Genomic DNA, 13797 nt, shown 5'->3' with positions numbered 1-13797 from the left:
TTTTATACTTTACTTGCTGAATAATCCATGGCAGCCTTTACAAACTTGGTAAATATAGGATGAGGCTCCTGAACTGTACTTTTTAGCTCTGGGTGAAACTGAACGCCAAGGAAAAACGGATGTCCCGGGATCTCAACGATTTCTACGAGATCATTGGCCGGGTTTACTCCTGACACTACCATGCCGTTTTTCTCGTAATCATCACGGTATTTATTATTGAACTCCCATCTGTGACGGTGGCGTTCAGAAATGTTCTTTTTACCATAAATGCTTTTGGCAAGTGAATTGTCTTTGAGTTTACAATCGTAAGCTCCAAGACGCATCGTTCCACCTTTGTCAGAAACATCATGCTGATCCTCCATGAGGTCGATCACGGGATGCGTAGTGCTTTCACTCATTTCTGTTGAATGAGCGTCATCCCAACCCAACACGTTTCTTCCGAACTCTATAACGGCCATTTGCATGCCCAGACATATACCGAAGAAAGGAATATTATTTTCGCGAACATGTTTTACAGCGGCAATTTTGCCCGCAATACCTCTTTCACCAAAACCTGGTGCTACCAATACACCATCAAGGTCTTTAAGTTTGTCTTCAATATTTTCAGGAGTGAGAGACTCAGAGTGAATCCAATCAATTTTTACTTTACATTCGTTTTCAGCACCGCCATGAATAAAGGCCTCGATAATGGATTTGTAGGCATCTTTCAACTCTACATACTTTCCAATCAAGCCAATATTGACCTGTGCGACAGGATTTTTTAAACGACCTAAGAATTTCTTCCAGTCGCTTAGTTTAGGGTCTTTGTCATTGTATATGTCAAGAAGATAAAGAGCCCGCTGATCCAGCTTCTCTTTTTCCATCAATAAAGGCACATCATAAATGGTGCTGGCGTCCTTGGCTTCAATCACCGATTTGACCTCAACGTTACAGAAAAGAGCAATCTTTCGCTTGATATCTAAAGGAAGAGAATGCTCAGTACGGCAGACGATGATATCCGGCTGAAGACCTGACTCCTGAAGTTTTTTTACAGAGTGCTGAGTTGGTTTTGTTTTTAGTTCACCTGCAGATGCCAGATAAGGAACCAGCGTCAGGTGAATAGTTAACATGTTCTTTTCACCTAAATCCCACTTGAGTTGTCTTACAGCCTCAATAAAAGGTAACGACTCAATATCACCTACACAGCCTCCGATTTCGGTAATAACAATATCATACTTGCCAGTTTCTCCTACATTCAGAATGTTTCTTTTGATTTCATCCGTAATGTGTGGAATAACCTGAACTGTTTTGCCAAGGAAATCGCCTTTTCTCTCTTTGTTTAAGACATTATAATAAATACGGCCGGTGGTTACATTATTAATTTGTGAGGTTCTAACGTTTAGAAAACGCTCGTAGTGACCAAGATCAAGGTCAGTTTCGGCACCGTCATCGGTGACATAACACTCGCCGTGTTCATAAGGGTTTAACGTACCCGGATCGACATTTAAATATGGATCCAGTTTTTGAATGGTAACTGAAAGACCACGTGCTTGTAAAAGTTTTGCTAAAGATGAGGCAATTATACCTTTGCCTAAAGAAGATGTTACACCACCGGTTACGAAGATGTACTTTGGTGTTTTTTTATTCCCGCTCATTACCACGAATTAGAAAATCCTGAATCTGATTACGGGATACAAAGGTAGTTTTTTTCTCAGGGAATGCGAGACAAAATCAAATCAAATTTGAAAAGAACTACTGACAATTGTAGGCGTAGGTTTCAGTAAGGGAGCTTAATCGATCTTTGTAATTTTTGCTGATCTGAGCCTTTGACGGAAACTCATTGATGTATTCGTAAGTAGCACTCAATTCCATTTTATCAGTGCCTTTTGTAATGATACTTCGGGTAACATTGTTCTGGTTAAGGAAGTACGTATAATTTGCATCCCCATTGATGACCGTTGTCGCAAGGAGATAGCTCATTAGCTGGCCCAGTTGTTTTTGATATACAAACGGAGCATTTTTTTCATCGAACGAAAGGTTCTCCAAAAGAGTAACAGATGTGTTGTTCTCAACACGATTTATTTTTGTAACGTTTCCGTCAGCATTATACTCAAACGTTAGCTCAACGATGTCCCAGAAAACCGGAAGATCAAGAAGCATCTTGATGAGCTGGTCATTGGAGTCATAAAACATTTCATAGGATTGCGTCAGTGGTCTGCCGGCACCGTCCCGACCATTGAATGTCATTTTGGTGATATTTTCCCGGCCATCCTGCTCAATATCGATTTTCCAGGAAGGGTCACTTGTGTTCTCAATTTCATTCAGATTATCTTGCTTGTACCTAAGTTTATTGAAAAACTGGATACCTTGAACTTCTACTGGTAAGCGATCTTCATAAGCGACGGTCATTTTCAAGCCTTCACTGTAAGAAACGTTGCGGATATCACATTCCTGAATTTTAACTTCGACTGCTGCTTCTCCAATAGGGCGAATACCCAAATCATTAACTTTTTTACAAGCCATGAGCACAAAGGCCATTCCGGCAGGAATAAGAAGATGTTTCACAAATCTCATGGTATAACTTAGTCAAAAACCGTGCTAATTCTATGAAAGCAAAAAGGCTGCCCTGCAAAAACAGAACAGCCTTTTTATTTTCCTCTGGACACGAATTACATCATGCCGCCCATTCCGCCACCCGGAGGCATAGCGTGAGCGTCTGCTTTCTCTTCAGGAATGTCAGAAACTACAGCTTCTGTAGTCAATAACAATCCGGCAATAGAAGCGGCATTCTCAAGAGCAAGACGAGTTACTTTAGTAGGGTCAATAATACCCGCAGCAATCATGTCCTCGTATTTATCTTCACGGGCATTGTAACCAAATGCACCTTTGCCATTCTTCACTTCCTGAACTACAACTGATCCTTCGCCACCGGCGTTGAATACGATTGTTCTCAAAGGAGATTCAATAGCGTTTTTAATCAAAGCGATTCCGGTATCTTCATCAGCAGTTTCACCTTTAAGACCTTCAAGAGCGGCTTGTGCTCTGATAAGAGCAACGCCACCACCGGCTACAATACCTTCTTCAACAGCTGCACGAGTTGCATGAAGAGCATCGTCAACACGGTCTTTCTTTTCTTTCATTTCTACCTCAGTAGCAGCACCAATGTAGATGATGGCCACACCACCAGAAAGTTTTGCCAAACGCTCCTGAAGCTTCTCTCTGTCATAATCAGAAGTTGTAGTCTCAATCTGAGCTTTGATTTGGTTTACACGGGCTTTGATGCCATCCTGATCACCAGAACCGTTAACTACAGTAGTATTGTCTTTATCAACGATTACTTTCTCAGCCTGACCAAGCATGCTGATGTCAGCATTCTCAAGTTTAAAGCCTCTTTCTTCAGAGATTACAGTACCACCTGTTAATACAGCGATATCTTCAAGCATTGCTTTTCTTCTGTCTCCAAATCCTGGAGCCTTAACAGCACATACCTTCAAAGAACCTCTGATTTTGTTTACAACAAGCGTTGCAAGAGCTTCGCCATCAACGTCTTCAGAGATGATCATCAACGGACGAGAAGTTTGAGCCACGGCCTCAAGAACCGGAAGAAGCTCTTTCATTGAAGAAACTTTCTTCTCAGAGATCAGGATAAACGGATTTTCAAGTTCCGCTTCCATTTTATCAGCGTTGGTCACGAAGTATGGAGAAAGGTAACCTCTGTCAAACTGCATACCTTCTACAGTTTTTACTTCGGTTTCAGTACCCCTAGCTTCTTCGACAGTGATTACACCCTCTTTTCCTACTTTTTCCATCGCATCAGAGATCATCTGGCCGATTTCGAGGTCGTTATTTGCAGAGATGGTAGCTACCTGAGTGATTTCTTTTGCGGTTGCAATAACGTTTGACTGATCTTTCAGGTTTTTAACGACAGTAGATACCGCCTTGTCAATACCTTTTTTAAGATCCATTGGGTTAGCACCAGCTGCTACGTTTTTAGCACCAATGGTGTAGATGGCCTGAGCAAGGACAGTAGCGGTAGTAGTACCATCACCAGCAGCGTCGGCTGTTTTGGAGGCTACTTCTTTTACAAGCTGAGCACCCATGTTCTCGATTGCGTCTTTAAGCTCGATTTCTTTCGCTACAGACACACCATCTTTTGTAATAGACGGAGAACCAAATTTCTTATCAATAATTACATTACGACCTTTTGGACCAAGAGTTACTTTTACAGCATTCGCAAGGGTGTCAATTCCCTTCTTCATGCGATCTCTGGCTTCGGTATCAAAATGAATTTGCTTTGCCATTTTTATTTTCTTTTTTGAGAGTTCTAGATGTTAGTTTTCAATAGTGTTATTAAACGATAGCGTAGATGTCTGACTCACGCATGATCAGATACTCCTTACCGTCAATACTAAGTTCGGTACCAGAGTACTTTCCATAAAGTACAGCATCGCCTACTTTCACGCTCATAGGCTCGTCTTTTTTGCCAGGGCCCACGGCTACCACTGTTCCTTTCTGAGGTTTTTCTTTTGCCGTATCAGGAATAATGATTCCGAAGGCTGTTTTTTCTTCAGCGGCTGAGGCTTCTACGAGCACTCTATCTGCCAAAGGTTTTACGTTTACTGACATAGTCTTCCGTATATTTTAAGGTTAACGATAATTTTATGTTTCAGGCACTTTTGATCAAATGATCTGCCAAAGGCTGGCAAAGGTAATGATTACTGACATTTTTTCATGTTTATGTCTAAAAGCTCGATGAAAGGCCTTTTTCTGTCAAAAACGATGACAGTTTGCAATGAAGAAATGTCAGTTTGTTCAGGGATAACCTGACAACAAAAAAGCCGCATCAAATTGACGCGGCTTCTTCTTAAGTATTTTTCTGACCTATTCTGCCGGGGCAGGCTCAGTAGGCAATGCCGGAACCGGATTCACCGGTGCAGGTGCTGCCGGAGCAGATTGAGAAGTCTCTACATCTAAAGCACTGTTTCCTGACTGAGCTTCACCAGCCCTCATAAAAATGCCGGTGGCCAAAGCACCAACCACAATAAAGGCGAAAAAGCCCCAGGTTAATTGCTCCAGAATGTCTCCGGTTTTCTGAACACCGAACATTTGAGAAGTAGCTCCACCACCAAATTCACTCGATAATCCACCACCTTTCGGGTTTTGAATTAGGATAACTCCAATGAGTAAAAGGGCTACAATCAGAATAAGTATAATAACTGTCGTTGTCATGTTTTCTCTTGAATTTTGAAAAGTGGCTGCAAAATTAGTTTTTTTTCTTTAATAACTATTAGTGCCCTGTCGAAAAATTAGATGGCTTGGTGAATGACATTCTTTGAATTTCTTAATAAAACGTTCAATTTTTTCTGTGAAACTGAGATTTTCATCCACTTCCAAAGGAGTTTCTTTCATCTTAGAGGTTGGGCTGCGGAGAAGAGCTTCCTTTAGTTGCCAATATTTTTTTTCTTTCTCAAATTCTTCACCTTTGGCTCCGAGGCGTTCACCCGCCTGAATGAATACCATTCTCAGAAGGTCAAAATCAGGATATTGGTCCAGAAGTTCAGAAAGTATTTGAAAATCAAAGGGAGTTGTACTTTTCGGATTTTCAGCCAGTTTTATCAACAGGTCTATATTTTCCTGACTTACCATTGGGCCGCAGTGTCGTTAAAAATGTTCAAAACCAGCTGATCCAATATTTTGGGAACAAGATTTGGTTCTACATCAGTAAGTGTTTGTTCCTGAGAAAAATCCTGATAGAAGCTGAATTCTTTTTCAAAGCTTTCTTCCTCATTCTGGGAGTTTTGAAAAGTTACCTCAACAGCAATAGTAAGTCTGTTCATTGCGGCTTTATCCCCTGAGGTTGTTGCCACGGGGGTCATATCATATCTCGTGATTGCCCCGGCCAAATAGAGGTCACCGTTTGAAGGCAGGAGTTTCAGATTTGTATTTCGTTGATAATACTCTTTCAGACTTTCGTTAAAGTTCAACGTCAGGTTTGGAGGCCCGCCGGCCGTGGCCATGCCAAAGTTTTCAATAGTTATACTTTCTAAATCAGCCGATAGCGTGGTTCCTGTAAATGAGTAAACTCCACAGGATTCCAGTAAAAACAAAAGCGGTAAGATAAGGTAGACCACTTTTAACTTAGAAAAGACATATTTGAAAGAACTCATCATTTCTCGTCTTCGATATCGTATTGTTTGATTTTTCTGTAAAGGGTACGTTCTGAGATTCCAAGGTCTTTGGCGGCGTATTTTCGTTTGAAATTATTTTTCCGAAGGGCCTTCAAAATGATCTCATGCTCATTTCTTTCCAGAGATAACGATTCTTCCTCATCTTCATGTGTGATGTCCTCTACATTTTCCCGTGAACCCTGAAGATTGTCAATTGTTACTATATGCTGATCATCTTCTTTGCTATAAACCGGATATGGGCTTTCTTCATGATTCGGTACTGCTGAGGGCAATGCCGGAAGGGTCGACGTATTTATCTCCTCAAAAAGCTCTTCATGATCATTAATAAATTCCTGATTTACCTGACCGCCTTTCATGAGACTGTAGACCAGTTTTTTTAGCTCGGTCACGTCTTTTCGCATGTCAAAAAGTACTTTGTAAAGGATTTCTCTCTCAGAAATATCGCTATTTCCCTGTCCAAACTGACGCATCAATGCAGGTAGGCCACTAGCCTGATGTTTTGGCAGATATTTATCCATGACCTCTGCTGTAATAGCCCTCTCCGTTTCCAGCAAAGTGATTTGCTCTGCAATGTTTTTCAACTGGCGGATATTTCCCGGGAAACGAAACGAAGTCAAAACTTTTCTTGCCCCCTCAGTCAATTCGACAGGACTGATCCGGTTTTTTTCTGCAAAATCAGAGGTGAATTTGATGAAGAGTAATTCAATATCAAAACCTCTCTCTCTTAACGGAGGAACTGAAATGGGAACAGTATTTAAGCGATAATATAAATCCTCTCTGAATGACCCTCTTTCAACGGCATCAACCAAATTTACATTCGTCGCTGCTACCACTCGTACATTCGTCTTCTTGGTTTTTGAGGAGCCAACGGGAATAAATTCACCGTTCTCTAAAACCCTTAAAAGACGAGCCTGAGTACTTACTGGCATTTCACCGATTTCATCGAGGAATATAGTACCGCCATCCGTTGTTTCAAAATAACCCTTTCGGTCATCTACGGCTCCTGTAAAAGCTCCTTTCGTATGACCAAAAAGTTCAGAGTCGATGGTTCCTTCAGGAATGGCTCCACAGTTTATCGCGATAAAATTGCCGTGCTTACGGTGACTCAATCCGTGAATAATTTTGGAGAAAGATTCTTTTCCACTTCCACTCTCTCCGGTGATAAGTACCGTCAAATCAGTTGGAGCCACTTGAATGGCTACGTTAAGGGCATAATTTAAACCCGGGGCATTTCCAATGATTCCAAATCTGTTTTTGACGGATTGTATTTCAGGGCTATTTGTCATATTAAGCCATTTCAGTAATAACTGCTGTTCCTTTTAGTGTAGCAGTAGTACATTCTTCAATTTTTACGTACACGTATTCTCCCTTTTTGAAATTTTCTTTCGGGAAAATCACTACTTTATTGTCGTCAATCCGACCTTGCAAAAAGTCCTCTGAGCGTTTGCTGAAACCTTCAACAAGTGCTTTTTGCACGGTGCCCAAAAGTCTTTCGTTACGGATCATAGAATGCCCTCTTTGCTTCTCAATAATCTCGGCCAGACGTCTCTTCTTGGTCTCTAAATCAATGTCATCCTCCAGTTTCTTGGCGGCCGGTGTACCTGGTCGCTCAGAATAGTAGAACATATAACCATAGTCAAACTGAACGTAATCCATCAAAGAAAGTGTCTCCTCATGATCTTCCTCAGTCTCAGTGCAGAAACCAGTGATAAGGTCATGAGAAATGGCACAGTCTTCACCGAGAATTTCTCTGATTCTGTCAATTTTCTGGATGTACCACTCTCTGTCATAAGTACGGTTCATCAATTCCAGAATACGGCTGCTGCCACTTTGAGCTGGTAGGTGGATGTAATTACAGATATTCTCGTACTTTTTGATGGTATAAAGCACGTCATCCGTAATATCTTTAGGGTGGGAGGTAGAGAAACGTACTCTCAAGTCAGGGTGAACCTGGGCGACCATTTCCAGCAATTGAGCGAAATTGGTTTCTATTTCACCGTTTTCATTCTTCCATTTGAAAGAGTCAACGTTTTGACCAAGGAGAGTTACTTCTCTGTAGCCTTTGTCAAACAAATTCTGAGCTTCCTGAACAATAGTTTTCGGCTCTCGGCTACGTTCACGCCCTCTGGTGTAAGGTACCACGCAAAAGCTGCACATATTATCGCAGCCCCTCATGATAGAAATAAAAGCGGTGACCCCATTTGTGCCCAATCTAACGGGTGTTATATCAGCGTAAGTTTCTTCTCTTGACAAGAAAACATTGACCGCCTTTTGGCCATCCTCCACATCACTGATCAGGTTTGGCAGGTCACGGTAAGAGTCAGGCCCAACCACCATATCTACCATCTTTTCTTCTTCCAGTAGTTTAGTTTTAAGTCGCTCAGCCATACAACCGAGTACCCCGATTTTGACATTCGGTTTACCTTTCTTAGTCGAGTTTAAAATCTGCAGTCTGTTGCGTACTTTTTGTTCGGCATTATCTCTGATGGAGCAAGTATTGAGAAGGATTAGTTCTGCTTCATCTTTATTTGAAGTCGTGGCAAAGCCCTCTTTGCGGAGTATAGAAGCCACAATTTCACTATCAGAAAAGTTCATCTGACAGCCATAACTTTCAATGTACAATTTACGCTTCCCTTCAGCTTTTTCATCTTCGCTGATTCGGGCCAGATCAAGCCCTTCTTTCTCCTCTTCTGAAAGTATTTTTAACTCTCCGGTTAATTTCTCCATTTCCACTTTTTCAATTGAGGGGCAAAGATACGAAAGACTGACAGAATGGCAGATTGAGAATGTGAAATAATTCTAAAAGGGGAAATAGAATTATTAATGGTCATTGTTCGTTTTCAAAACATCCCGAATTCTGTGGGATACATTGCTTGAATTGCTTGAAAACGTCAAAAAAACTATGTGTGCATACAGCTTTTTTAAGCTTCACTACGTACTTTTAAACCAAATGCCTTAAACGTATGAATGATAAATTTTACAAACTGCTTCTCCTCTTTTTAGTGGCTTTTAGCTCAGGACTTTATGCTCAACAGAGAGTCACTGGTACGGTTAAAGCGGCTGAAGATAATTTTCCTTTGCCGGGGGTTACAGTTCAGGTGAAAGGTTCACAAACCGGGACGCAAACCGATGCTGATGGTAAATATGACGTTTCTGTGAGCAGAGGGGAGACGCTGGTTTTCTCTTTTATTGGCATGCAAACTCAGGAAATTGAGGTGGGAAATCAATCCGTTATTGATATCACCTTGGAACAAGGACAGAATCAACTGAACGAAGTGGTGGTTTTGACGGCCCTTGGTCTTGAAAGAAAAAAGGATGATGATCTCAGTTCCTCTACTTTAGTGGATGCTCAGGCATTGAAACGTTCCGGAGAATCTGGTGTGATTCAGGGTTTGTCAGGTAAAACCTCGGGTTTGACTATTGTACGTAATTCAGGTGATCCCGGTGCTGGTGCCTACATACAAATTCGTGGTCAGAATACCATTTCAGGTGGTTCTTCTCCACTCATTATTCTTGATGGTGTTCCTATTACCAACTCCAGTATTGGCGGTGGAGTTGACGGAGTCGTTCAGCAGTCCAGATTAAATGATATTAACCCGGAAGATATTGCCAATGTAACTGTATTGAAAGGTGCTGCTGCAGCTGCAGTTTGGGGTACCGGGGCAGCTAATGGAGTGATTTTGATTCAAACCAAAAAGGGTAACCTTCGAGGAAAAAACTTCAGTCTTGAGTTTACCAATCAAACAAGCTTTGATGTTATTAACCGCGAGTTTGAAAAGCAAGATAAATTTGGTCAGGGATATCCGCTACTTCAGGAAACGGGCAGAGCAAGAGATGCTTATACATACATCTGGAACCCTACTTCGAGACTTTCCTGGGGCGACCGAATCCGCGATCGTGCGGGTGGGGAAGATGAAGTTCGTGTAGGAAACAAACGTTTTGAGACAGCAGACGGTACGTTATACTATCCCATATTGACCAAAAACGATCAGACTATTTATCATGATACCAACCGGGATCAGGTTTTTCAGACCGGTTTTACCTGGAATAAAGCGTTGAGCATGAATTTCAATAGTGATCGGGGAGCTACATACATGAGCTTTTCTCACTGGGATCAGCAGGGTATTCTTAAAGCCAATTCTGATTATGTTAGAACGACGGCCAGAGTTAATAACGAAACCAAAATAAGTGATAAAGTACGCCTTAAAGTCAATAGTACGGTTACACACATTTCTTCCAATCGGATTCAGCAAGGTTCAAACCTCAATGGGTTTTATTTGGGCTACCTTCGAACGCCGGCCGATTTCAATAATACAGACTATATTGGTACCTATTATGATAATGACGGAGTTCCTACTTTCAACGCCCATCGTTCTTTTATAGGAAACCAAAATAATCTGGGTTATTTGGGAGAAGAGGCTCCGTTTTATTCAAACCCGGGCTGGACGATCAATCAACAGGAAAATCCCAATCTTTTACACCGATTTATATTTAATCCTGAGTTAAACTGGAACATCACTAAGGGTATCAACTTTACCGCACGTTATGGTTTTGATTATTATAATGAATCCCGTGAGTCGTGGTTTCCTGTAAATTCAGCAGGAGATGTTTACCAAGGCTCCTTTGGCCGAAGTGATATTACGGAGAGAAATACCTCTCTCAATGCATTCTTGAACGGCACGCATGTAATCAGTTCAGACTTTAATTTCAGTTGGATAGGCGGCGTACAGTTTGAAGAGTCATTTTTTACTAGCCAGGGAGGAAGCTCTACAAACTTTACAAATCCATTTGTCGGTATTCTGAGAACTTTTGGTAATGCAGAGGCAGCCAATGAGACTCCTTCTTTGACAAGACTATTACAGAGAAAATCAGGCGTTTATTCTGTGCTGAATGCCGAATTGATGAATCAATTTTATTTTGAGTTAACCGGTCGATACGAATTGCCTTCAACACTTCTCAATCCTGTTTTTTACCCAAGTGCCTCAGTTGGCTGGGTTTTCTCTGAGAGAATCAAAAGCAATTTGCTAACCTTTGGTAAGTTCAGAGCCTCTTACGGTGAAGTGGGAATTGAGCCGGTGGCTTATGCAACTCAAACTGTTTACGGGCCATTTGACAGAGGAACTTCATGGGGGGACGCGTTATCAGCTTCTGTTTATGGTAATCCTTTCGCCAGAAGTGGAAATAGTGGAAACCCAAGTTTAACTCCTGAAAGAGTGAGAGAGTTTGAAGTCGGAACGGATCTGAGGTTTCTCAATGATAAAATATCACTTGGAGTCACCTATTACGATCGAATTACAAGGGATGCTCTTCTGGCTGTTGATCTCGCTCCATCTTCAGGATTTAGTTCTGTTTGGGATAATGCCGCCACGATTACAAACAAAGGTTTGGAGATCGATTTAGGTTTGAGAGTCACCAAATTCAAAAACATTGACTGGCGAATTGATGGAAACTTCTCAATGAACAAGAACCTCGTAACTGAACTTCAGGGTGTGAAAAGTGTATTCTTGAACGGGTTTACAGGGACTTCTTCCAGGGTTGTGGAAGGAGAGCCTTTTGGAGCACTTTGGGGCGGTAAATGGGTTAGAGATGATTTCGGATTCATTGCTTTAAATCAAAATGGTTTCCCTGAAGTAGCTGATGAAGAAGGCGTTATTGGAGATCCAAACCCAAAATGGAGAGGTGGTCTAGGCTCAAATCTCTCCTGGAAAGGTCTTTCGTTCTCTTTCCAGTTTGAAACTTTTCAAGGGAATGATATCTGGGCCGGTACTGAAAGTATCCTGAAATACTTTGGAGTTCATCCCGAAACCGCCAATGAATTTATTACGGAGACGGAATTACGAACAGTAGATGGCAGAAGAGTTGCCGCAGGAACTCTGGTCAGAGGAAATATCGGTGATTTTGGTTCAGGTCCTGTTTTACTTGATTCAGAGTGGTACACCGGTGTCGGCGGAGGTTTTGGTAATGCTGCCGAGCAGTTTATAGTAGATGGTAGCTGGACAAAGCTTCGTGAGGTTTCTTTAAGTTATGCTTTGCCATCCAGTCTTTTGAGCAAAGCAAAAATCAACTCAGCCAGTTTGGGGTTAACCGGTCGTAACCTTTTCATTTGGTCACCGTTGAATTTTGTTGACCCCGAAGTGAATCTTACAGGTGCCTCCAAAGGACGTGGTTTAGAGTATTTCTCAAACCCCGGAACTGGCTCATACGTCATCACACTAAAACTAGGAATCTAAAAACATGAAGAAGATATTAATTGTCCTTTTAAGCTTGTCTTTTTTCTCCTGTGAAAGCTATTCCGATGGATTGAATATTGATCCTAATAACTTCACTGACGCACCGGGTGAATTGATTATTGGTCAGGCTAACCTTTCCTGGGTCTTGATGACAGAAGGAGAGGCCTCCAGAATGTGCGGAATTTTTACGGATCAGTACACGGGCTTCAGCAATCAGTTTACAAGTTATAATACCTATGAGGTAAATTCCGGTGATTTTGATGGCATCTGGAGCAATAATTACACCGGCGGAATTTCTCAAACAAGAATTGTTCAGCAGAAGGCTCAGGAATCCGGGAACACCAGACTTTTGGGTGTTTCGCAAATTGTGGAAGCTGTAATGGCGGCAGAATTGGCGGCTATGTTTGGTGACGTGCCGTATTCTCAAAGTGCTCAACCCGTTGAATTCCCGCATCCGCAATATGACAGTCAGGTGGATGTATTAAATGCAGCTCAGGAATTGCTTTCTCAGGGTATTGCAAACGTTGAAAACTTAAGAGTAGCTGACTTTTTCGGAAGCCCGGTTTTTGAGGCCAATTCGGCAACATGGAATGAGGTGGGTCATACGTTAAAAGCCCGCTATTACTTACTGGCTAAAGATTATGAAAATGCCAGAGCAGAGGCCTTGCAAGGTATTTCAAGTCCTGAAAGGAGCCTCATGGCGGCACATTCAGATGTAGACGGTCAGCGGAATTTGTATTATCAGTTCGGTATAGAGCAGCGTGGTGGTTATTTGACAGCCACACGTTCTCATCTAAGAAAAATGCTGAATTTAAGCGATATCACTACAGACCGAATTCTTTTTACACCAGGTGAAGAAGCTCGTTATGCTGTGTATTTTCAGGGAAATGAGTTGAATTATAATGATGGAGGTTATTTTGCTCAGGATGCAGCTTATCCTATCGTAGATTGGTTTGAGAATCAATTCATTTTGGCTGAATGCGAGGCCAGGCTTGGTAATGATGAGGAAGCCCGAGATGTTTTTAATGAGATCAGAAGGGAGTTAGCGTCTATCTATAATGCCAGTTTCCCTGAAGTGGCTATTGGGGGTAACACGCTAATCAGAGTGATTTTGGAAGAGAAGTACATCACCATGATAGGTTCACCACAGGTGTTTCATGATGCGAGACGCACCAATAATATCCTAAACCTTCCTATCAAAAATAGTATAGCTACAAAATTGCCTCAACGCTTCCTTTATCCTGAGGTAGAAATCAATACCAACGATTCTTTCCCAGGAGTTGTCAATTTATTCACTGAAACGGCGGTGAACAGGTGATTTTTGTTGGTTATTGGTGAATTGGTTGATTAGGGAATTAGTGATTGGTTATCCGGGGAATTTGTACACTGGAGACTTGTCT

General features: G+C 41.7%; 11 protein-coding genes. 2 read left to right on the top strand and 9 right to left on the bottom strand.

What is annotated here, in order from left to right:
• Window positions 1–2: 2 nt before the first annotated feature.
• The 9 genes from pyrG to miaB form a co-directional block, all read right to left on the bottom strand.
• Window positions 3–1634 carry a CTP synthase gene (pyrG, locus tag AFM12_RS05075; protein WP_055144547.1) on the bottom strand — a complete coding sequence of 544 codons (1632 nt, stop codon included), beginning with the start codon at window positions 1632–1634 and terminating at the stop codon, window positions 3–5.
• 97 nt (window positions 1635–1731) lie between these two features.
• Window positions 1732–2553 (bottom strand): hypothetical protein, encoded by an 822-nt coding sequence (locus tag AFM12_RS05070; RefSeq protein ID WP_055144544.1) that lies wholly within the window; start codon window positions 2551–2553, stop codon window positions 1732–1734.
• Between the two features lie 95 nt (window positions 2554–2648).
• Entirely contained in the window at window positions 2649–4280 is a 1632-nt protein-coding gene (gene groL, locus AFM12_RS05065; RefSeq protein ID WP_055144540.1) for a chaperonin GroEL, read from the bottom strand.
• Window positions 4281–4329: 49 nt separating this feature from the next.
• On the bottom strand, window positions 4330–4605 hold the full coding sequence (locus tag AFM12_RS05060; protein ID WP_055144537.1) for a co-chaperone GroES: 276 nt from the start codon (window positions 4603–4605) through the stop codon (window positions 4330–4332).
• 255 nt (window positions 4606–4860) lie between these two features.
• Window positions 4861–5208, bottom strand: coding sequence for a preprotein translocase subunit SecG (gene secG / locus AFM12_RS05055; protein WP_055144534.1), 348 nt, complete (start codon window positions 5206–5208; stop codon window positions 4861–4863).
• Between the two features lie 48 nt (window positions 5209–5256).
• Entirely contained in the window at window positions 5257–5625 is a 369-nt protein-coding gene (locus tag AFM12_RS05050) for a hypothetical protein (RefSeq protein ID WP_055144531.1), read from the bottom strand.
• Complete coding sequence (lptE, locus tag AFM12_RS05045) at window positions 5619–6149, bottom strand: LPS assembly lipoprotein LptE (RefSeq protein ID WP_055144528.1); 531 nt, start codon at window positions 6147–6149, stop codon at window positions 5619–5621. The genes AFM12_RS05050 and lptE overlap by 7 nt, the downstream gene beginning before the upstream one ends.
• Entirely contained in the window at window positions 6146–7453 is a 1308-nt protein-coding gene (locus tag AFM12_RS05040; RefSeq protein ID WP_055144525.1) for a sigma 54-interacting transcriptional regulator, read from the bottom strand. Before AFM12_RS05040 ends, lptE begins: the two co-directional genes overlap by 4 nt.
• Window position 7454: 1 nt before the next feature.
• Window positions 7455–8894 carry a tRNA (N6-isopentenyl adenosine(37)-C2)-methylthiotransferase MiaB gene (gene miaB, locus AFM12_RS05035; protein ID WP_055144522.1) on the bottom strand — a complete coding sequence of 480 codons (1440 nt, stop codon included), beginning with the start codon at window positions 8892–8894 and terminating at the stop codon, window positions 7455–7457.
• A gap of 236 nt (window positions 8895–9130) precedes the next feature.
• Between miaB and AFM12_RS05030 the strand changes: the two genes are divergently transcribed.
• The gene (locus tag AFM12_RS05030) at window positions 9131–12397 is read left to right on the top strand and encodes a SusC/RagA family TonB-linked outer membrane protein (protein ID WP_055144519.1); all 3267 of its coding nucleotides are present in this window, start codon (window positions 9131–9133) and stop codon (window positions 12395–12397) included.
• Window positions 12398–12401: 4 nt separating this feature from the next.
• Window positions 12402–13715, top strand: coding sequence for a SusD/RagB family nutrient-binding outer membrane lipoprotein (locus tag AFM12_RS05025; protein ID WP_082391197.1), 1314 nt, complete (start codon window positions 12402–12404; stop codon window positions 13713–13715).
• Window positions 13716–13797 lie beyond the last annotated feature (82 nt).

This window comes from Jiulongibacter sediminis, assembly GCF_001306455.1.
Classification (GTDB): domain Bacteria; phylum Bacteroidota; class Bacteroidia; order Cytophagales; family Spirosomataceae; genus Jiulongibacter; species Jiulongibacter sediminis.
This window is presented reverse-complemented; position numbering and strand designations above follow the sequence as displayed.

Coding starts and splice junctions, on each gene's coding strand:
- pyrG (WP_055144547.1), bottom strand. CDS start 1,634: ATGAGCGGGAATAAAAAAACACCAAAGTACATCTTCGTAACCGGTGGT.
- AFM12_RS05070 (WP_055144544.1), bottom strand. CDS start 2,553: ATGAGATTTGTGAAACATCTTCTTATTCCTGCCGGAATGGCCTTTGTG.
- groL (WP_055144540.1), bottom strand. CDS start 4,280: ATGGCAAAGCAAATTCATTTTGATACCGAAGCCAGAGATCGCATGAAG.
- AFM12_RS05060 (WP_055144537.1), bottom strand. CDS start 4,605: ATGTCAGTAAACGTAAAACCTTTGGCAGATAGAGTGCTCGTAGAAGCC.
- secG (WP_055144534.1), bottom strand. CDS start 5,208: ATGACAACGACAGTTATTATACTTATTCTGATTGTAGCCCTTTTACTC.
- AFM12_RS05050 (WP_055144531.1), bottom strand. CDS start 5,625: ATGGTAAGTCAGGAAAATATAGACCTGTTGATAAAACTGGCTGAAAAT.
- lptE (WP_055144528.1), bottom strand. CDS start 6,149: ATGATGAGTTCTTTCAAATATGTCTTTTCTAAGTTAAAAGTGGTCTAC.
- AFM12_RS05040 (WP_055144525.1), bottom strand. CDS start 7,453: ATGACAAATAGCCCTGAAATACAATCCGTCAAAAACAGATTTGGAATC.
- miaB (WP_055144522.1), bottom strand. CDS start 8,894: ATGGAGAAATTAACCGGAGAGTTAAAAATACTTTCAGAAGAGGAGAAA.
- AFM12_RS05030 (WP_055144519.1), top strand. CDS start 9,131: ATGAATGATAAATTTTACAAACTGCTTCTCCTCTTTTTAGTGGCTTTT.
- AFM12_RS05025 (WP_082391197.1), top strand. CDS start 12,402: ATGAAGAAGATATTAATTGTCCTTTTAAGCTTGTCTTTTTTCTCCTGT.